Annotated in this window: 16 protein-coding genes, 1 tRNA gene and 1 pseudogene; 12 read left to right on the top strand and 6 right to left on the bottom strand. The window is 59.3% G+C overall.

Going from position 1 to position 19080, the window contains the following annotated elements; genetic code table 11:
- Positions 1-2: 2 nt before the first annotated feature.
- Positions 3-758 carry a succinate dehydrogenase cytochrome b subunit gene (locus tag WG939_RS05475; RefSeq protein WP_339983478.1) on the bottom strand — a complete coding sequence of 252 codons (756 nt, stop codon included), beginning with the start codon at positions 756-758 and terminating at the stop codon, positions 3-5.
- 391 nt (positions 759-1149) lie between these two features.
- On the opposite strand from WG939_RS05475, the gene ramB reads away from it, so the two are divergent.
- Complete coding sequence (gene ramB / locus WG939_RS05480) at positions 1150-2562, top strand: acetate metabolism transcriptional regulator RamB (RefSeq protein ID WP_339983480.1); 1413 nt, start codon at positions 1150-1152, stop codon at positions 2560-2562.
- On the opposite strand, the gene WG939_RS12045 is transcribed toward ramB, so the two are convergent.
- Both WG939_RS12045 and lpdA read right to left on the bottom strand, forming a co-directional pair.
- Positions 2546-2740, bottom strand: a complete 195-nt coding sequence (locus WG939_RS12045) for a DUF6767 domain-containing protein (protein ID WP_445227874.1) — start codon at positions 2738-2740, stop codon at positions 2546-2548. The genes ramB and WG939_RS12045 overlap by 17 nt on opposite strands.
- Before the next feature lie 208 nt (positions 2741-2948).
- Entirely contained in the window at positions 2949-4343 is a 1395-nt protein-coding gene (lpdA, locus tag WG939_RS05485; RefSeq protein WP_339983482.1) for a dihydrolipoyl dehydrogenase, read from the bottom strand.
- Between the two features lie 505 nt (positions 4344-4848).
- Between lpdA and WG939_RS05490 the strand changes: the two genes are divergently transcribed.
- From WG939_RS05490 to WG939_RS05535, 10 genes and pseudogenes are all read left to right on the top strand, one after another.
- The gene (locus WG939_RS05490) at positions 4849-5898 is read left to right on the top strand and encodes an alpha/beta hydrolase (protein ID WP_339983484.1); all 1050 of its coding nucleotides are present in this window, start codon (positions 4849-4851) and stop codon (positions 5896-5898) included.
- Positions 5899-6384: 486 nt separating this feature from the next.
- A pseudogene (locus WG939_RS12050) lies at positions 6385-6558 on the top strand (esterase family protein); the annotation flags it as partial.
- 26 nt (positions 6559-6584) lie between these two features.
- A complete protein-coding gene (locus tag WG939_RS05500) occupies positions 6585-8546 on the top strand; it encodes a prolyl oligopeptidase family serine peptidase (protein WP_339983488.1) in 1962 nt (653 codons plus the stop codon).
- Entirely contained in the window at positions 8543-9883 is a 1341-nt protein-coding gene (locus tag WG939_RS05505) for a M1 family metallopeptidase (RefSeq protein WP_339983490.1), read from the top strand. Before WG939_RS05500 ends, WG939_RS05505 begins: the two co-directional genes overlap by 4 nt.
- 9 nt (positions 9884-9892) lie before the next feature.
- Positions 9893-11089 (top strand): hypothetical protein, encoded by a 1197-nt coding sequence (locus WG939_RS05510; protein ID WP_339983492.1) that lies wholly within the window; start codon positions 9893-9895, stop codon positions 11087-11089.
- A 9-nt stretch (positions 11090-11098) separates the two neighbouring features.
- A complete protein-coding gene (locus WG939_RS05515) occupies positions 11099-11944 on the top strand; it encodes a glycosyltransferase (RefSeq protein ID WP_339983494.1) in 846 nt (281 codons plus the stop codon).
- Positions 11945-11970: 26 nt separating this feature from the next.
- Entirely contained in the window at positions 11971-12663 is a 693-nt protein-coding gene (locus tag WG939_RS05520; RefSeq protein ID WP_339983496.1) for a glycosyltransferase family 2 protein, read from the top strand.
- Complete coding sequence (locus WG939_RS05525) at positions 12660-13010, top strand: DUF2304 domain-containing protein (protein WP_339983498.1); 351 nt, start codon at positions 12660-12662, stop codon at positions 13008-13010. Before WG939_RS05520 ends, WG939_RS05525 begins: the two co-directional genes overlap by 4 nt.
- A 75-nt stretch (positions 13011-13085) precedes the next feature.
- Positions 13086-13832 carry a DsbA family protein gene (locus WG939_RS05530; protein ID WP_445227879.1) on the top strand — a complete coding sequence of 249 codons (747 nt, stop codon included), beginning with the start codon at positions 13086-13088 and terminating at the stop codon, positions 13830-13832.
- A 111-nt stretch (positions 13833-13943) separates the two neighbouring features.
- Positions 13944-15110: an HNH endonuclease signature motif containing protein gene (locus tag WG939_RS05535; protein ID WP_339983502.1), complete on the top strand. Its 1167-nt coding sequence runs from the start codon at positions 13944-13946 to the stop codon at positions 15108-15110.
- On the opposite strand, the gene WG939_RS05540 is transcribed toward WG939_RS05535, so the two are convergent.
- The 3 genes from WG939_RS05540 to WG939_RS05550 form a co-directional block, all read right to left on the bottom strand.
- Positions 15096-16040, bottom strand: a complete 945-nt coding sequence (locus WG939_RS05540; protein WP_339983504.1) for an NAD-dependent epimerase/dehydratase family protein — start codon at positions 16038-16040, stop codon at positions 15096-15098. The genes WG939_RS05535 and WG939_RS05540 overlap by 15 nt on opposite strands.
- An 84-nt stretch (positions 16041-16124) precedes the next feature.
- Positions 16125-16197 (bottom strand) — tRNA-Thr (locus WG939_RS05545).
- 65 nt (positions 16198-16262) lie between these two features.
- Positions 16263-17489 (bottom strand): DNA polymerase III subunit delta', encoded by a 1227-nt coding sequence (locus tag WG939_RS05550; protein WP_339983506.1) that lies wholly within the window; start codon positions 17487-17489, stop codon positions 16263-16265.
- A 39-nt stretch (positions 17490-17528) separates the two neighbouring features.
- Between WG939_RS05550 and WG939_RS05555 the strand changes: the two genes are divergently transcribed.
- Complete coding sequence (locus WG939_RS05555) at positions 17529-19055, top strand: adenylate/guanylate cyclase domain-containing protein (protein ID WP_339983508.1); 1527 nt, start codon at positions 17529-17531, stop codon at positions 19053-19055.
- Positions 19056-19080 lie beyond the last annotated feature (25 nt).

Below are 19080 nucleotides of genomic sequence, written 5' to 3' on the forward strand. Positions count from 1 at the left end.
ACCTAACCGATCAAGCCGAACAAGACGCCCAGTGGGATCGTGCTGTTACCAACGAGCACGGCAGCCGGGATCAGGTAGGACACGAACAGGAGAATTGCACGCCAGCGCTTGCCGGTGATGCCGAGGTCAGAGACCGCGGTCCACAGGCCGTGGGACAAGTGCAGGAACAGCACGACCATGGCGACGACGTAGAAGATCGCTACGCCTGGGCGGCTGAAGGATGCGACCACGTTTGCGTATGCGGCACCGTGCTCGAAGGTTTCTGGAGCAGCTGGGGTGACGCCAGCAGTGAGGTCAAGAATGTGGAAGATGATGAAGCACAGCAGCACAATGCCGGTGACAATCATGGAACGAGTGGTGAAGGAGTTCAGACCACCCATGAGGCCGGTGCGCTTGAACTTGCCACGGGACTGGTGTGCACGTCCGACGAGCACGAATGCAGCGTAGACGTGCGCCACGAGGCAGGCAAGGAGCACGAGGCGGAAAATCCAGAGGAACAGACCGTGCGGGAAGATTGGCACGAGCAGTTCACGAAGGAATGCTGCGTAGATGTCAAGGTCCTTCTTGCCGTCTACGTCAGGAAGGTAGATCTTCAAGTTACCGATCATATGGACCAGTACGAAAAGACCAAAGATAACGCCCGTGACCGCCATGGTCAGCTTGAGCGCCCAAGTTGGGAAGGTTGGCTTCTCGCGAAGCGGCTTCTCAGTAATTTTGCCGTGAGCGACTGCGTCACGGTCATCAAATTTAACAGTCATGGCACCTCCAGTGTCGTAACTACTTTAAGGCCTACGATCTAGAAACAACCACTCAATAGTGAGTTATGTGAATTCAGGCACAGCGCTTTTCAACGGCCGAAGGCAACCCTTCTCTTAACCGCACCGTGTCTCACCTGTAACAATTGCGACCTTCCTGGCACTTTTAGTGAAATTATTCGCAAATGTGCGCTTGGTCACACATATCCGCCCACCCCCCGTTCTAACTCAATCGAAAGATGGAAGTTGTAGGCTGCGAATTTAGCAACGTTTTTGCTCGCTAATTCCCTTTTCTAGCTGGAGCTTTGTTAATTTCCTCCATTGCAAGATTTACTTTGTAAAACTTTGTGAAGTTTTCATGCAAAGGTGACCCCCATCACGCTAAGGTGAGCTCATGGGAAAGACTTATGTGGGTTCGCGTCTGCGCCAATTGCGCCGCGAACGAGATCTGAGCCAGGCGTCACTTGCTGCCACCCTTGGACTCTCGGCAAGCTACGTCAATCAAATCGAGCACGACGTGCGTCCTCTTACCGTCCCGGTTCTCCTTCGCATTACGGAGACCTTCGGCGTCGATGCCACCTTCTTTTCCCGCGATGACGATTCCCGTCTCCTCGCCGAGGTGCAGGATGTGGTGCTCGACAAGGAAATTTGCCCGACCTCAATCGAGCTGCAGGAAATTTCCGAGATGGTCTACAACCACCCAACCCTGGCCAAAGCCATGGTTGACATGCACCGGAGATACCGAAATGTCCGGGATAAGTTGAACTTGGCCGTCGATACGCGCCACGCGCCCACCCCGGGCGCGCAGGCACTTTCTATGCCACATGAGGAGGTGCGCGACTTCTTCTACGCACGCCAGAATTACCTAGACAGCGTGGACACGCAGGCCGAGCGCATCGCGCAAGAATTGAAGATCGGCCCGCACGACATCCGCGCTACCGAAGACGCGATCGCCAACCGCCTACACAGCATTCATGGCATCAACATCACGTTCGATGGCAATGCAGAAGGAATTCTGCACCGCTACGATCCAGAAACTCGCGAGCTCACCTTGTCCACCCGACTTGACCCAGGTCAGCGCGCATTCCGCATGGCTTCAGAGCTCGGCCAACTAGAGGCGGCCGACACCATCCGCGAGCACGTAGAAGACGGGCACTTTACTTCGCCTGAATCTTATGAGCTGGCCCTTCGTGGCGTCGCACAGTACTTCGCCGCAGCACTCATGCTCCCCTACCGCAGCTTCCACAGCGACGCCGAACGCTCCCGCTACGACATCGAATACCTCTGCCAGCTGTACGGCGTCGGATACGAAACCATCTGCCACCGACTCTCCACGCTGCAACGCCCCAATTTACGAGGCATTCCATTCACCTTCGTGCGCGTGGACCGAGCAGGCAATATGTCCAAACGACAGTCAGCGACCGGTTTCCACTTCACCCACTCGGGTGGCACCTGCCCGCTGTGGAATGTGTACGAGACCTTCACCAATCCAGGCACGATCATGCGCCAACTCGCGCAGATGCCAGACGGCCGCAACTATTTGTGGGTCGCCCGCACGGTTCGTCACCACCGTGGTCGTTACGGCGAACCCGGAAAGCTGTTCGCCATTGGACTTGGTTGCGAAGCAAGGCATGCCGATAGAACCGTCTACGCAGAGGGCCTCGACATCGAAGACATGTCTGCCGCGACTCCCATCGGCGCAGGCTGCCGAGTTTGCACGCGAGACAATTGCGCGCAGCGCGCATTCCCGCCAGTGCATCGCGGCATTCACATCGACGCACACGAGTCGACTATCGCGCCATACTAGAACGCTTATCTTTAATCATTCGGACCATGAGTTCCTTCAGGTCCGGATCTTCACGAACCAATTGCACTAACTGACAGTCGTTAGGGCCGGAGGTGCCAGGCTGGCAGGCAGTGCAGGGTTCGCCGAATCGGATAGGGCACTGCGGATTGGGATTATGGTGCTTCCTAACCGAATTCATGAGTTTATTTTGCACCGTTTATTCGGTGTGGGCAAGTTTGCCCGGAAAGCGTGAGTTTAGGAACCCGAGTTTCGGGCGAAAGCCGTCGAAAAGGCAGCAAAATCGCCCGTTTTCCTCCGAAACTCAGGTTCCTAAACTCACACCTCACCAGAAAACAAAACAGCCGCACCCGAAAACCTTCAGGTGCGGCTGCTTCCAACTGGAAGAACTACAGGTTGATCATGTGGCCCATGAGGCCTTCTGCAGCTTCCTTCATTGCCTCGGAGAGCGTTGGGTGGGTGTGGACGTTGCGTCCGATTTCCTCCGCCGTGAGGTCGAACTTCTGGGCCAGGGTGAGCTCTGGGAGCATTTCGGAGACGCCGGCGCCGACCATGTGTCCACCGAGGAGTTCACCGAATTCACCGTCGGCAACGAGCTTGACGAAGCCGGCAGTCTCAGCGAGGCCCTGAGCCTTGCCGTTTGCGGAGAATGGGAAGGTAGCGACCTTGATCTCGCGATCTGGCCACTTCTGCTTTGCCTGCTCTTCGGTGTAGCCGAAGGATGCGACCTGTGGGTTACAGAAGGTTGCGCGTGGCATCATCATGTAATCGCCGAGTTCCATGGTCTCAGCGCCTGCGATGGTCTCAGCTGCGACAACACCCTGAGCTTCAGCGACGTGTGCGAGCTGCAGCTTCGCGGTGACGTCGCCAATTGCGTAGATTCCGTCAACGTTGGTGCGCATGAAATCGTCGATCTCGATGGCGCCACGTTCGGTGAGCTTAACGCCAGTGTTCTCGAGGCCGTAGCCCTCGGTGCGAGGTGCGAAGCCGATGGAGATCATGACGCGGTCAACGGTGAGGGTGTCCTTCTTGGAACCGTCCTTGGACTCAACGTCGACCTCGACGGAGGAGCCATTGTCGCGAACTGCAGTGGTCTTGTAGCCGGTGAGCAGCTTAACGCCGAGCTTCTTGTATTCCTTGGCGATTGCCTTGGAGACGTCAGCATCCTCGTTTGGCAGCACGCGATCCATGAATTCGACGATGGTTACGTCAACGCCGTAGTTGGACAGTACGTACGCAAACTCCATGCCGATAGCGCCGGCACCCACGATAACCATGGACTTCGGTGCGACAGGGTTGAGGATCTGCTCTTCGAAGGAAACAACGTTCTCGGAAAGCTCGACGCCCGGCAGGGAGCGAACGACGGAACCGGTAGCGATGATGCAGTTGTCGAAGGTGATGGTCTTGCCGTCAACCTCGATGGTCTTGGCGTCCTTGAAGGTGCCCCAGCCATCGATTTCGGTGATGCCGTTCTTCTTCATCAGGTAGTGGACACCCTTAACGATGCCCTCAGATACCTTGCGGGAACGCGCGTGAGCTGCACCGAAGTCGAAGGAGACGTCACCGGAAATACCGAAGGTCTTCTTCTCGTGGGTGAAGATGTGCGCAACTTCTGCGTTCTTCAGCAGCGCCTTGGATGGGATGCAGCCCACGTTCAGGCAGACACCGCCCCAGTACTGCTTTTCGATTACTGCAACCTTCAGGCCAAGCTGAGATGCACGGATGGCGGACACATAGCCACCAGGGCCAGCGCCGAGTACTACTACGTCATAATGTTCAGTCACAATCCCAAGGATACTGAACATGACTTCTTATGTGGAGAGTAGGCGAAAAAAAGACGTCGAAAAGCACGTAAGCTGCGCTTTTCGACGTCTAAAGAAGAGAAAACTAGATCAGGCCGAGGGCCAGGGACAGCTGGCTAGATCCGGAAGAGCCAGCATGCAGAGCTGGGCCGAGGATGTTGTTGATGGCGAGGATCAGAGCTTCGAAGATCTGCATGGAATTTCCTTTGCGTCGAACGGGGTTTACTTCTATCTATACGTGCTGTGTCGCGGGTTCGTTACACGCGAATCACACGCGCCCCACAAACAACATTTATAACAATAGTTCACAAAAATCCCACGCGCCACACAAATGGTGCTAATTTAACCAAAGGGATGATTTCCCACCCATTCCTATTGAAAAATTCCTGAATCCAAGGAAAGATTGTCGTTTGTTAACGCTAGGGCAACATTTTGCGACACTTAACGTGAAGCTCCACTGCCCACCGTCTTAAGGAAAGCTGGATAAATGAAGAACTTCCGTCGCATCGCCGCTTGCGTGGCCGCAACCGCAACCCTGCTCGCAGGCGCTCCTGCAGCTGTCGCTGGCACCCCTGTTGCAGAAGTTGCCGCTGGCGTAACCCCTGCCAACATTCACGAAGGCCCAATGGGCGAGACCATCCCTAAGTGGCGCGCCACTGTCGATGCTCACCCACGTGCCGAGGAAATGTGGGCATACTCCGCAGCTATGGATCGCTGGGTACCACTCGTGGTCATCCGCGCTACCAGCCCTAACCGCCCAACCGTTTACGCCCTGAACGGTGGCGACGGTGGCGAAGGCCGTGCGAACTGGGTCATGCAGACCGACATCCTTGATTTCTACGCTGACAAGGACGTCAACGTCATCATCCCTATGGAAGGCAAGTTCTCCTACTACACCGACTGGCAGCAGGAAGCTCCAAACCTCGGTGGCAAGCAGATGTGGGAAACCTTCATGACCAAGGAGCTCCCAGCAGGCATCGAGCCTCACCTGAACGCTAACTCCCAGCGCGCGATCTTCGGCATGTCCATGACCGCAACCACCACCCTGCTTTACGCTCAGCACCAGCCAGGCTTCTACGATGCAATCGGTTCCTTCTCCGGCTGTGCTCAGACCTCTCAGGGTGTTGGCCTGACCGCAATTGACCTGACCTTGCAGCGCGGTGGCGTCACCAAGGAGCAGATGTGGGGCCCACTGGGCACCGGCACCTGGCACTACAACGATGCCCTGATTAACGCATCCAAGCTGCGCGGCACCGCAATGTACATCTCTAACGCATCCGGCCTTGCTGGCGAGAACGACCTGTGGTCCAGCCCACGCGTGAAGGGCAACTCCGCCAACGTTGCAGTTCTGACCGTTGAGGGCGGCGTCATCGAGGCTGCAACCAACAAGTGCACCCACGACCTCAAGGCCAAGCTCGACGCTGAGGGCATCGGCGCTGACTGGGCATTCCGTCCAGTTGGCACCCACTCCTGGTCCTACTGGCAGGAAGACCTCCGCGGTTCTTGGGAGACCTTCCGCGTAGCCTTCGGCATCTAAGCCCCTCACCAAGTAACCCTCGCCAATTCCCTGGCGGGGGTTATTTTTATGGAATTTGTTATTCGTACGACTAAGGCACGACTCATCCTCGCAACCCTCACCTGCGCGACGCCCTTTTCGGAGCAGCCCCAATGGCAGTGGCACAGGATTTTCCTCTGATCCCCGAAGGCCCACGTGGCGAGAATGCTCCGAGTTGGCGGGCGAAGGTTGAGAGCGATCCGCGCGCTAAGGAAATGTGGGTGTACTCCCCACCTATGGATCGTTGGGTGCCGTTGGTAGTGCTCCAGGCGAACAACGCAGGACGTCCAACCGTGTACGGACTCAACGGCGGCGATGGCGGCGAACGACGCGCTGGAGAACTCCGAGAAGCTGCGCGGAACCGCCATGTAGATCTCCAACGCTTCCGGCCTCGCTGGCGATATCGACCTCTGGTTCTCCCCGCGCACCAAGGGCAATTCTGTTGAGGTCACCCAGCTCACTGTTGAGGGCGGCGGAATTGAAGCTGCCACCAACGTATGCACCCACGACCTCAAGGTGAAGCTGGACAGCCAGGGCATCGGGGCCGACTGGGTTTTCTGACCAATGGGTACTCACTCGTGGTCATACTGGCAGGAAGATCTGCGCGGATCCTGGGAGACCTTCCGAGTGGCGTTCGGCTAGCACAGCCCCCTCAGTAGACTGGGGTCATGTCGGATCCTCATGACTTCCTCCGCAGCATAAATTCACCGCTCGCACTCGAATGGGTGCGCGAGCGTTCAGACGCGACGAAGGCTCGCTACCAGGACCCGGCCTTGGAACAACAGCTCCTCGAGGCCCTCAACACCGATGCCCGCATTCCGATGACTCGTCGGCGTGGCGAGCTGCTGTTCAATTTTTGGCGCGACGCTGCGCACCCGCGTGGCGTGTGGCGCACCACCACGCTCGAAAGTTATCTCAGCGACCCACAGTGGCGCGTGCTCATTGACGTCGATAAGCTCGCCGAAGCGGAGGGCGAAAATTGGGTGTGGAAGGGCGCGCACGTGCGCTCGCCGTTTTATGATCGCGCCCTGGTCAAGCTGTCGCGGGGTGGCGCCGACGCTACGGAGATTCGCGAGTTTGACCTGATCAGCGGGGGATTTGTTCCGGGTGGTTTTCACATTCCGGAGGCAAAGACGGATGTGAGCTGGCTGGATCAGGACACGTTGCTCGTCGGCACCGACATGGGCGAGGGGTCGCTGACTGATTCGGGTTACCCGGCGCGCGTTTACCTGTTGCGTCGTGGCGACGCGTTGGAGCAGGCTGAGCTCTTTTTTGCGGGCGAGACCTCGGACGTTGCGGTCGGCGGTTGGCATGATTCGATGCCCGGGTTCGAGCGCACCTTTGTCACCCGCTCCCTGGACTTTTATCGCTCTCTCACCTATCTCGACCGCGATGGATTGCAGCTCATCGACATCCCCGAGGACTGCGGTTTCAACACCTTCCGGGAATGGATGTTCATCGCGCCCCGCACCGATTTTGCAGGCATCCCAGCCGGAGGCCTGGGAGTCATCGAGTTCGAGCGCTTCCTCGCCGGGGATCGCAGCATCACGCCCGTGTTCACCCCAACCAGCGAAACCTCGCTGCAGGGCCTGACATTCACCAAGAACTACGCGGTTCTAAGCTTGCTGCACAATGTTGCCAGCAGAATCGTCACCATCCCGCTCGGCTCCTGGTCCGAACACAGCGTGCTTCGCGACGGCCTCGAAACCACCACCGTCGCCGGGACGAGCCCGCTTCGCGACGACGAAATCTGGCTCACCACCACGAGTTTCACCACTCCTACCACGCTCTCCCACGGTCATGTTGGAGGCGACATCGTGCCGGTGAAGCATGCGCCCGCGCTTTTCGACACCTCCGGCATGGAAACCCGGCAGCACTGGGCAACATCGAAGGACGGAACGAAGATCCCTTACTTTGTGACGGGCCGGTTCTCCGAGGGGCCGTTGCCAACATTGGTGCATGCCTACGGCGGTTTCGAAGTGTCGTTGCTTCCCTACTACTCTTCGCTGCGCGGATTGGGCTGGTTGGAAAAGGGTGGGCTCTTTGTGGAGGCGAACCTGCGCGGAGGCGGTGAATTCGGCCCATCTTGGCACTCCCAGGTGACAAAGACGAATCGGCACAAGGTGTGGGAAGACCATGAGGCTGTGCTCACAGACCTCGTGGCTCGGGGTTATACCGCCCCAGAACTGCTGGCCGTTCGTGGTGGCTCCAATGGTGGCCTGCTCACCGCAGGAGCGTTGGTGCAGTATCCGGAGCGGATGGGGGCAGTGGTCAGCCAAGTCCCGCTCACGGACATGTTGAATTATCACACCATGAGTGCGGGTGCCTCGTGGATGGCTGAGTATGGCGATCCAGCGAAAGATCCGCAGATTAGAAAGTGGTCGCCGCTGCACGGCGTCGCAAAGCAGCCCGCGTACCCGCCATGTTTGGTCACCACGTCGACGCGCGATGATCGTGTGCATCCGGCGCATGCACGTTTGTTTGCCGCCGCCTTGGAAGATGCAGGTCAATCGGTGGATTACCACGAGAATACCGAGGGCGGGCACGCTGGGGCGTCGGATAATGCGCAGGTAGCGCTGATGGAGGCGCTCGTCTACAACTGGCTGTGGAGTACCCTAAGTAAACGATGACCACACAGCGCCTGCGTTCGACCCCTATCCCCGGCACCCGCGACGAGTACACGGGAGTCGACTTCAACCTCGGATTCCACGTCAGCCACTATGACCTGACCCTGGACTATCGGGTGATGCCGAACCGGTTGGATGCAGTGGCGACGATTGACATCGAGAATTACGAGCCACTGTCTGGAATGACTCTTGACCTGGCTGATTCGCTGCGGGTAGCCAAGGTCAATAGTTCGCAGGTCAAGATTGCTCGTTTCAAGCAGTCCGGTGGCAAGCTGCGGATTACGTTCGCGGAGGCGCTGCCTGCGGACACCGAGTTTTCCCTGTCCATCCGCTACGCGGGCACGCCTCGGCCACTACGCACAGCGTGGGGCGAGATCGGTTGGGAGGAGACTTCCTCCGGTTCCCTCGTGGCAAACCAGCCGTGCGGCGCGCCAAGCTGGTTCCCGTGCGATGACACCCCGGATGAGAAGGCGACCTACGATTTCCACGTGACGGTGGATAACCCGTTCACGGCAGTATGCAATGGTGTGCTGCGTTCGACCAGCCGATCCGGTTCCCGCACCACCTTCCACTGGCATCTAGATCAGCCGATGGCCACCTACCTGGCCACTGTGATGGTCGGCGAGTACCAGCGCGTTGTGCTGTCCGAGGGGCCAGTCCCCGTCATTGGTTACGTCCCAGCTCAGCTGATCCCCGAGTTCCGCACGACGTTTGCCCGCCAGGCGGACATGCTCGCGCTCTACTCGGAGCTTTTCGGCGACTATCCTTTCAGCACCTACACCGTGGTAGTCACTGCCGATGATCTGGAGATTCCGCTGGAGGCGGCCGGGCTGTCGATTTTCGGCGCCAACCACGCCCGAGATCCGAAGTGGGAACGCCTCATCGCCCATGAGCTTTCTCACCAGTGGTTCGGCAATTCGCTGGGGCTCGCGCAGTGGAACGACATTTGGCTCAATGAAGGCTTCGCCTGCTACGCCGAGTGGCTGTGGTTCGAACATTCAATGGGCAGGCCAGCAGGTGAGTTCGCCACAGAGCATTACGAGGTGCTGGCCGGCAAGCCTCAGAACCTGCTGCTTTCCAACCCCGGCGCGCGCGACATGTTCGATGACCGCGTGTACAAGCGGGGCGCCCTGACCGTGCATTCCCTGCGGGTTTTGCTCGGTGACGAGGCCTTCTTCCGCATGCTGCGCACCTATGTCGAGTTCGGCCGGCACGGTGTGGTGGAACCGCACGACCTGCGTCGCGAAGTCCTCGGCTGCTGCGCGGACGCCCACGCGGTGGACAAGCTGTGGTCCAGCTGGCTGCACGAGGTCCCCCTGCCGTCCTTCCCTACCCACTAGGTGTCGCACATGAAAACCCTCTCCCTCGCGACCATCTTCGCGGCGCTTTCGGGCTTCGCCGTCATTTTCATCGCCCCACACGCCATGCCGCGTGCCGAGGTCGAGGAGTTTATGGCGTTCTGGGGTCTGTTCTTCGCCGTCGCCGGGCTTATCGACGGCCTCATGCAGGAAACCACCAGGTCGGTATCTTCCGCTCGGCAGGCTCCCTCAGAGATGGGTGACCGGGCGAATCCGTGGCTGACGGCATCGTGGATTGCGGGGGCGTTGGCACTGATTGCCGTGGTGACGTCGCCGTTGTGGACGCATCTGCTGACTCAGCACATTGGCCTGGCAACTGCGCTGTTGGCGATTGGTCTGGTGTCTTATGTGTTCCAGGCGTTGCTTTCGGGAATTTTGAGTGGCACGGAGAAGTGGCCCGTTTTCGCGCTGCTGCTCACGCTTGATTCAGGTATTCGCCTAGGGCTCGTGCTGCTTGCTTGGTGGGCTGGCTGGGGACTCGTCGCATTCCTGGTCGTGACCGTGATTGGCGCGTTGAGCTGGGCGTTGGTCCTGTTTTGGGCGCGTGATGTGCTGCGCGCTCCGACGGACTGTGTGCAACAGGTTTTTCGCCGCAATACTTTCTCGGCGATGCTCGCTACAGGCGCAACGGCGCTGCTGATCACGGGTTTCCCGACATTCATCAAGGCCACCCAAGATCCCGCACCGGTCGGCGGGGTAACCATGGCTGCTGTGATGTACGCGGTGACACTTACCAGGGCGCCGATTCTGGTGCCGTTGCAGCGATTCCAGTCGGCGCTCATCGTGAACTTTGTGACGCACCGCGACGCCGTTCTCAAGACCTTGGTCAAGCCGGTTGGCGCTGTGTTCGGGCTTGGCCTCATCGGTGGCGCTTTGGCCTGGTTGATCGGACCGTGGATCATGGAGACGCTGTGGGGACCGGACTACGCAGTCCCGGGACTTAATTTGGCGTTGCTCACCATCGCGAGCGCATGCACCGGCGCATTGATGATCACCGGTACCGCAACCCTCGCCATCGAGTCACACCGCGCCTACGTCCTCGGCTGGGTTGTGGCCTCCGCTGTGGCGTTCGCAGTGTTGCTCCTGCCGTTCACGCTCGCCACCAATGTGTGCGCCGCGTTGCTCGCCGGCCCGCTGACTGGAGCATTCGTTCATGTCAGCGCGTTGCGCAGCAATCGACATGGTTAGATAGGGACCATGACCTCCACCGTTTCCTTCCTCATCCCGGTCTACGCAGGCGCCGACGCCACCCAGTTCCAGCACACGCTGGACAGCTTGTGGGCGCAGACCCGGCCCGCCGAGGAGGTAGTTGTGGTGGAGGACGGCCCGCTCACCACCGAACTGGAGCGCGTTCTCGACGACGCGCAGGCCACCCACCCAGAACTGCGCCGCGTGCGTCTCGCCCGCAACCAGGGTGCAGGTCCCGCGCTGCAAGCAGGGCTCGGAACCATCACCACCGATTTCATCGCGCGTATCGACGCCGATGACCTCGCCTACCCGGAGCGCATCGAGAAGCAGCTGGCTTATTTTGCGCAGCACCCACGCCTCACTGTGCTCGGAACCGCCGTGACCGAATTCGATGACAGCACCTTCACCCAGACCGGTGACTTGCAACAATCGGTGGGCAAAGTTCGCGCGCTGCCGGAAACTCACGAAGCAATTTTGAAGTACGCCCGGATCAATACGCCGGTGAATCATCCTTCGGTGATGATGCGCACTGCAGCTGTGCGGGACGCTGGTGGGTACCAGAAGGTGCACCACATGGAGGACTACGACCTCTGGGCGCGCTTGTTGATGTCGGGGGCACAGTTCCATAATCTTGCCGAGCCGCTGACGTACTTTAGGACGTCGCAAAGCCAGTTTGCCCGCCGCACCGGCAAGGGCATGTTTGCTGCGGAGCGTCATATGCAGCGCAACCTCGCGGCGTACGGACTGGTCTCCAAGCCGCGCGCGGCGCTGAACCTCGTGGTGCGGACGGCGTATCGCCTACTGCCTGCTGCTGCGTTGCAGCGCGCATACGGAGCGTTGTTCCACCGTCGCTAGGAAAGTGCGTTAGGCTACTAGCCATCATGGAAAACACTGACACCTGGCTGGTTATTCCGTGCTATAACGAGGGGTCCGTTATCCAGGACGTCATCGAGAACGCGCGCAAAACCTTCCCGAACATCGTGGCCGTCAATGACGGTTCCGCCGACGACTCCGCCGCCCGCATCCACGCCGCCGGCGCCCATTTAGTGAACCATCCGGTCAACCTCGGCCAAGGTGCTGCCATCCAGACCGGCGTCGAATACGCCCGCATGCAGCCGGGCGCGAAGTACTTTGTCACCTTCGACGCCGACGGTCAGCACCAGGTCAAAGACGTTGTCAAGATGGTGGACCGCCTCCGCAACGAAGAGGTCGACATCATCGTCGGCACTCGCTTCGGTCGCCCACGTTCCGCCGACGACCAGGTGCCATGGATCAAACGAGTCGTGCTCAAGACCGTGGTGCTGCTGTCCCCACGCACCCGCCGCCTCGGGCTTACCGACGCCCACAACGGCCTGCGCGCCTTCAACAAGAAGGTGGCCATGGAACTGAACCTCCGAATGAACGGCATGAGCCACGCATCCGAGTTCGTCTCCACCATGGATGAACTGGGCTGGCGAGTCGCCGAAGAGCCAGTGGACATCCTCTACACCGAATACTCGATGTCCAAGGGCCAGTCCCTGATCAACGGCGTGAACATTCTGGCCGACGGATTCCTCGCAAGGAAGTTGCCATGACCATCGTTATCCAGATTTTGTTGCTGCTCGCCACGGCTTTCCTGGTGATTTATTTCCTGGGGAACCGTCGTAAAGCCCGAGCCAAGGCCGGCGTGAAGCTCGGCTTCGTTGTGTTCGTGTTCGCCTGCATTTGGGCCGTGCTGCGCCCGGACGACCTCACCATCGTAGCGAACTGGGTCGGTGTCTCTCGCGGCACTGACCTGCTGCTTTACGCCCTGGTGGTCGCTTTCATGTTCACTACCTTGTCCTCCTACATTCGTTTCCGCGAGCAGGAGCTGCGCTACGCCCGTCTTGCCCGCGCGATCGCTTTGAAGAACGCCATTAAGCCTGAAGAAGAGTTGAATTAAGTGTCCCGGTCCCGCATCGCCCTCCTTTCCGCCATCATCCTCCTCGTTGCTGCTATTTCCGGCCTTTCGGGCTACATGTATGGCGAAAAGGTGGCCGAGGAGCGGTTCATTGCAGATAACCCTTCTTCCGCGACCGCAATTAAGTCGAAGCTGGCAAAGGTCAAGCCAGGCGCCGGTGCACGTGAGGCGACGCCACGTCCAGATGGCACCTACAATGCCACGATTCAGGGCCCTGGTGGCGAGCTGAAGACCAAGGAAGACATCATCAAGGTCCACCGCCGTAATGCGGAAGATCCATTCGCCATCGGTGCCATCGACGCGCCAGTGGTTATTTCTGAGTTCTCCGACTTCGAATGCCCATTCTGCGCCCGCTACTCCACTCAAACCGAGGGGAAGATCATGCAGGACTACGTGGAAAAGGGCCTGGTCCGCATCGAATGGAACGACCTGCCAATCAACGGCCCACATGCGGTAGCCGCTGCCAAGGCGGGCCGTGCAGCTGCTGAGCAGGGTAAGTTCCATGAGTTCAAGGAAGCCCTCTTTGCGGAGGCTGCCACCAAGAATGGCCACCCAGAGTTCGGCGATGCTGACTTCGAGCGTTTTGCTCAGAAGGCAGGCGTACCAAACATGGAGAAGTTCAAGGCCGATGCCAAGTCCAATAAGTACGACGCTGCGATTGAGCAGGCTACCCAGTACGGAAGCAGCATCGGCATCACCGGTACCCCGGGCTTTTTGATCGGCACCAAGTTCATCGCAGGTGCGCAGCCGGTGGAGGCCTTTGAGACTGCTATTTCTGAGCAGTTGGCGGCGACAGTTCAGTAGGTTTGGAACATATGTTCTAAGGGCTTAATTTGGTGTCCTTCGCGGTTGTTAGTCTGTAGTCACGTTCATAAGAAACAGCTTCAGACCAGCGCTCTTTAAGGAGCACCAGCCTTGAATGACTTAGAACTAGCACGCTGTCACATCGCCGTGGCGGCGGCAGACGTAGACCCTTACAACCACATAGAACTGTCCGAAACGATGGCGCAGCTCCAGCAACTGCGCGAGGACATTGCCCGCTTCGAAACTTCCCTCGCATTCCACCTCGACCTCACGGATCTCACAGGCGCCGGCGTCAATCCGCGCCACGCCCGTGTTCTCCTCAAACGCGCCGAAAGCACATGGGAAGACGGCGTTGAGGCTGAGCACCAGGATGAGATCCTGCGCGCACTTTCCAGCCTTAGCCCGACGTCTGACCGAGGCGGAGAAATCTACACCGAAGCTGCCGCCGAGGTGCTCGGGTACAACCGTCCCACCTCCCCAGAACAAACCTGGCGATTCACCCGCGACTTGGTTGCTGCCGAAAACTTGCGCCTTGCCACAGACCCCCTGCAGGCGCGCACCCAGCGCCGCTTCACGCTTCACAAACCTGACGAACACGGAGGCGCCAAGTTTTCCGGTTACAGCACCCCAGAGATCGGGGCACTACTGCAATCACTCATGGACCAGGCCTTCAGCACCGCGTCTAAGCAGGAAGGCGATCTCCGCACAGTTCGCCAGCGCCAACATGACGCTTTTGCCGAAGTTGTACAGCGCGCCAGCAGCGAGCAAGTGGAAAGGACTGGCCACGCATCCCTGGTCGTGTCCATCACCGAAAACGACCACCTTGACCTGCTGCAGCGCTTCCCCACTAACACAGCCTTCTCGCTCAACCTCCTGGAGATCGCAGCACTCGGCGCCGATCGAATCACCGACTACATCGCCGTCCACACGCACACAGGGGCCGTGAAAAAGCTCATCACGGCCAAGCGCAGCGCCTCGTTTGAACAGCGCGTAGCCATGTTGGCCGAGCAGCTGGTGTGCCAATACCCCGGCTGCGACATCCATGCAGGCCAGTGCGATGCCCACCACGTCACGCCGTGGTCCATGTGCCAAGAAACCGCGCTGAGCAATCTGGCCTTCATGTGCAGGACCCACCACCGGAAGAATCACGATGACAGATCGGGGCCTCACATGAAGAAAAACCAGCAAGGTTGCTGCTGGTCAGACCGCAAAGGCGAGGCGGAAAACAACTCGCCAGCAGCTAAGCGAGCCACAGGAAAGAGGTTACGCAGAGACTAGACCACGGAAGTAATCAACCGTCCGGGCCACGCCCTCTTCGATGGTGACCTCCGGTTGCCATCCCAGCACCTCGCGAGCGCGCTGGAACGAGAGGGCCGAGCGAGGGACGTCGCCAAGCCGTGCGGGCGCGAACTCCGGATTATCCGGCGCACCCGCTGCTTCGGCGACCAAAGAATGCAGCTGACGGTCCGAGGTCTCCACCGAGGTACCGATATTGAAGCGCATGCCACTGCCGTTGGACCCCGCAGCCAGGTAGAACGCGCGCACCACATCACCGACGTACACATAGTCGCGAGTGTTGCCACCATCGCCGAACACCTTCGTCGGCTCACCATTGAGCAGACGCTGCGAGAAAATCGCCACCACACCAGCCTCGCCGTGCGGATCCTGGCGTGGGCCGTACACATTCGCCGGCGCGATGTGGGAGCAATCCAGGCCGTACAGGTGGCGGAACGTGTTCAAATAGATCTCGCCTGCGCTCTTCGACGCCGCATACGGCGAATGCGGATCAATCGGGAAGGACTCGTCTACCGGGAACGTGCTTGGGGTGCCGTAGATCGAACCGCCGGAAGAGGTGAACACAATCTTGCGCACACTGTTCTTCCGCGCAGCCTCAGCGATGCGGATCGTGGAAATAATGTTCGTGGTTGCATCGTGAATCGGATCAGCCACGGACTCACGCACGTCGATCTGCGCTGCCAGGTGGAAAATCACCTCAGGGCGGTGCTCCGCCAGGAACTTGTCAAAATCCAACTCAAGGATGTCAGCCTCAACAAAAGTACACTTGCCCGACTGCTTCGCCTGCTCCAGGTTCTGCAAACTGCCGCGAGACAGGTTATCCACGACAACAACGTCGTGCCCCTTCTCAATCAGCAAGTCCGTGAGGTGAGATCCAATGAAGCCGGCACCGCCGGTAACCAAAGTGCGCATGATTTCACTTTAGCGCTGCCTTCCCTCAAAACCGTTCACCCAAACACGAAAAAACCGACCCAGTTGACTGGGCCGGTTCGTTTGAGCCGCCTGCGAGAATCGAACTCGCGACCTTTTCATTACGAGTGAAATGCTCTACCGACTGAGCTAAGGCGGCACGATGCGCAAAATGCATCGAGAGATTAGTTTAGCGCACTGCCAATAAAGAAATAAAACCGCATGTCATTGCACCTTGCATGCCTTACGCAAGCGCCCCACCAGACCGGAGAGCGCCACCACTGGGCGCACGTTGTACCCGAAGGATTCGCGGCACTTGTTGATCGCCTCAAGGCAGTCCGTCAACGCTGCCGTGTCGTTTTTCGCGGCAAGGTCTCCCGAGAGACCATCGAAATCAGGGTGCGTGAGCTGCACGGTTGCCCCCGATGCCTTCATCAGCGCGTCTCGATAAAGCCCCGCGAGGTCGATGAGTGCGAGATCGAAGGCGTCACGACGCGCACGAGTCTGCCGCTTCTTGTGCACAGCCTCCAGCGCCTTGACCTCGGTTTCCATCCCCTTAGTCATGCGGGCCGCACCCTTGCCCTTGACGCCAGCACCAAAGGACTCGCGCACCTTCTCGATTTCCGCCTCTTCAATCGGCGCATACTCAGCCTTGACCTCATCCTCGACCGTCTTCACCAGCGCAGCGACTTCCTGGAAAGCCGCCTCCTTGTGATAAATCAGCTCGGCAAGGTGCAACACCTGGGCACGCCTACGCTGAGCATCCTCCGAACGCGCGAGGTGCCGCGCCCGGCCAATGTGCCCCGAGGTCGCTGCCGCAGCGAGCTTTGCGACGTCCTCAGTCAGGCCTCCTTCTGCCATGAGAATCCTGGTCGCGTCCTCAAGGGAAGGGGTAGGCACGTACACGTGACGGCAGCGGGAGCGCAGCGTGATCGAGATATCCCGGCGATCGGTCGACGGTGCACACAGCATGATCACGGTGCGTGGCGATGGTTCTTCTACGGTCTTAAGGAGGGCGTTTGCTGCGCCGTCGGAAAGCCTGTCGGCATCCTCGATGACGATGACGCGCCAATCCGCGTGGGTTGGGAGGGCAAGCGCTGGTCCGACAACCTTTTCGCGCATGAGGTCGACGCCGATGGTGAGCTCCGTTGGCACCACATGCACAAGGTCGGGGTGCGAGCCTGCGAGGACGGCACGGCAGTTTTCACACTGACCACAGCCAGGGGTCGGGCCGGTGCACATGAGGGCGGCAGCAAAAGCAATCGCAGCGTTGGATCGTCCCGAGCCCGGAGGGCCGGTAAACAGCCATGAGTGAGTCATCGCGGCAGCCTCAACACCGGTTTCCGCACCCGCACCTGCAGCGATGTGGCGGGCGGCGGTGGCGGCGTCGATAAGCGTGCGCCGCAAACTGGCCGATCCGGCCAGGCGATCAAACACTGAATTTTCGCTCACCCCACCCACCCTATATTGCGGACGGTTAAAGTAATGAGCATGACTCGTTTTGTGCAGATCGTGAAGTGGCTGTGGAAGACCTCCTGGCCGCTGTACGCTGCCTCCATTTTCTTATCGAATGTGGTGGGCGCTATCGCGACGATGCTGTTTTTCAACTGGCTCATTCCGATGCCAGCCAAGGACGCGTTCATGCACGCGAGTGGCCCGCTGCCCACAGTGGGTGCGGGTTATCTGATCGGTGGCGCCCTTGTTGGCGCGTTGCTTACCTTCATGCTGTTTCGTCCGGTGCTGGCGTGGCAGCATTCCCCCTCGGATCACGACCCGAACATGGTGCGCAATCTTGTCATGCGCATCCCGGTATATCAGGCCGTACTGTGCGCGGTGCTGTGGCTGATCGGCATTGTGATTGTCACGTCGATGGCAGCAACGCATGACTCGCGACTGGCGCTAGTTCTGGGTTTGGTGTCGCTGCTTGGCGGCTCTGTGGTCGTGTTCCTCACCTACCTTGAAGCAGAGCGCATCGTCCGCCCGATTGCTGCCGAAGCCCTAGCTCAGCGGTTTGAGGATTCTACCCTGGAACCGCCCGTTACCCAGCGCCTTCGCGCAACGTGGGTTGTCACCTCGGCTATCCCGCTGGTTGGCATTTGCCTCTTAGTAGCAGGGCATCACTACGGCTACTTCACCAATGACGCAGAGGATCTGTTCCCTGCAGTTTTGGCCCTTGGTATAACAGCGTTACTAACGGGGTTTGCTGCTCAAACTTTGGTCATTATGAGCGTGGTTGACCCAATCCACGAGCTTCAGCACGCTATCAACCGTGTTCGCCGTGGCGAGACGGAGGTGGCCGTCGATATCTACGACGGCTCCGAGATCGGCGTCCTTCAGGCCGGCTTCAATGAGATGATGCGCGGCCTCCGCGAACGCCAGCGCGTCCGCGACCTCTTCGGCCGCTACGTAGGCACCGAGGTTGCTCGTCGCGCCATGGAAGAGCGCCCAACCCTGGGCGGCGAGGACCGCATGGTGGCCGTCCTCTTCGTCGACGTCATCGGCTCCACCACTTTCGCCGTCAACCACACCCCAGAAGAAGTGGTCGCTGCCCTCAACGAGTTCTTCGAGAAGGTCGTCTCAGTCGTGCACCGCCACAAGGGCGTGATCAACAAGTTCCAGGGCGACGCTGCGCTTGCGATCTTCGGCGCACCGCTCCCGCTTGCCGACGCCCCAGGCCTCGCCCTTGCCGCAGCCCGTGAACTACGCACGGAGCTGAAAGACATGCCACTGAAATGTGGCATCGGTGTGGCGTCCGGCCACGTTGTTGCGGGACACATCGGCGGCCATGATCGTTTCGAGTACACGGTGATCGGTGACGCTGTAAATCAGGCTGCTCGCCTCACCGAGCTTGCTAAGGATGCCCCAGGGCGCGTTCTCACTTCCGTGTCCACGCTTCGTGGCGCTAACGAGGCCGAACAGGCACGCTGGACAGTACTAAAGTCCGTTGAGCTGCGTGGACGTGGTGAGCTAACTCAGCTGGCACGGCCAATTCGACCAACGCTCGCGGATCGCTCATAGTCAGCTTGTTGACCCGTCAGCAATA

Origin of the sequence: Corynebacterium sp. H130 (assembly GCF_037572395.1) — a bacterium.
Lineage (GTDB): Bacteria > Actinomycetota > Actinomycetes > Mycobacteriales > Mycobacteriaceae > Corynebacterium.

Excerpts from the sequence above, each read along its gene's own strand:
- WG939_RS05530 (WP_445227879.1), top strand. The coding sequence starts at position 13,086 with ATGTATGGCGAAAAGGTGGCCGAGGAGCGGTTCATTGCAGATAACCCT.
- ramB (WP_339983480.1), top strand. The coding sequence starts at position 1,150 with ATGGGAAAGACTTATGTGGGTTCGCGTCTGCGCCAATTGCGCCGCGAA.
- WG939_RS05505 (WP_339983490.1), top strand. The coding sequence starts at position 8,543 with ATGACCACACAGCGCCTGCGTTCGACCCCTATCCCCGGCACCCGCGAC.
- WG939_RS12045 (WP_445227874.1), bottom strand. The coding sequence starts at position 2,740 with ATGAATTCGGTTAGGAAGCACCATAATCCCAATCCGCAGTGCCCTATC.
- WG939_RS05475 (WP_339983478.1), bottom strand. The coding sequence starts at position 758 with ATGACTGTTAAATTTGATGACCGTGACGCAGTCGCTCACGGCAAAATT.
- WG939_RS05520 (WP_339983496.1), top strand. The coding sequence starts at position 11,971 with ATGGAAAACACTGACACCTGGCTGGTTATTCCGTGCTATAACGAGGGG.
- WG939_RS05515 (WP_339983494.1), top strand. The coding sequence starts at position 11,099 with ATGACCTCCACCGTTTCCTTCCTCATCCCGGTCTACGCAGGCGCCGAC.
- WG939_RS05490 (WP_339983484.1), top strand. The coding sequence starts at position 4,849 with ATGAAGAACTTCCGTCGCATCGCCGCTTGCGTGGCCGCAACCGCAACC.
- WG939_RS05500 (WP_339983488.1), top strand. The coding sequence starts at position 6,585 with ATGTCGGATCCTCATGACTTCCTCCGCAGCATAAATTCACCGCTCGCA.
- WG939_RS05555 (WP_339983508.1), top strand. The coding sequence starts at position 17,529 with ATGACTCGTTTTGTGCAGATCGTGAAGTGGCTGTGGAAGACCTCCTGG.
- WG939_RS05510 (WP_339983492.1), top strand. The coding sequence starts at position 9,893 with ATGAAAACCCTCTCCCTCGCGACCATCTTCGCGGCGCTTTCGGGCTTC.
- WG939_RS05540 (WP_339983504.1), bottom strand. The coding sequence starts at position 16,040 with ATGCGCACTTTGGTTACCGGCGGTGCCGGCTTCATTGGATCTCACCTC.
- WG939_RS05525 (WP_339983498.1), top strand. The coding sequence starts at position 12,660 with ATGACCATCGTTATCCAGATTTTGTTGCTGCTCGCCACGGCTTTCCTG.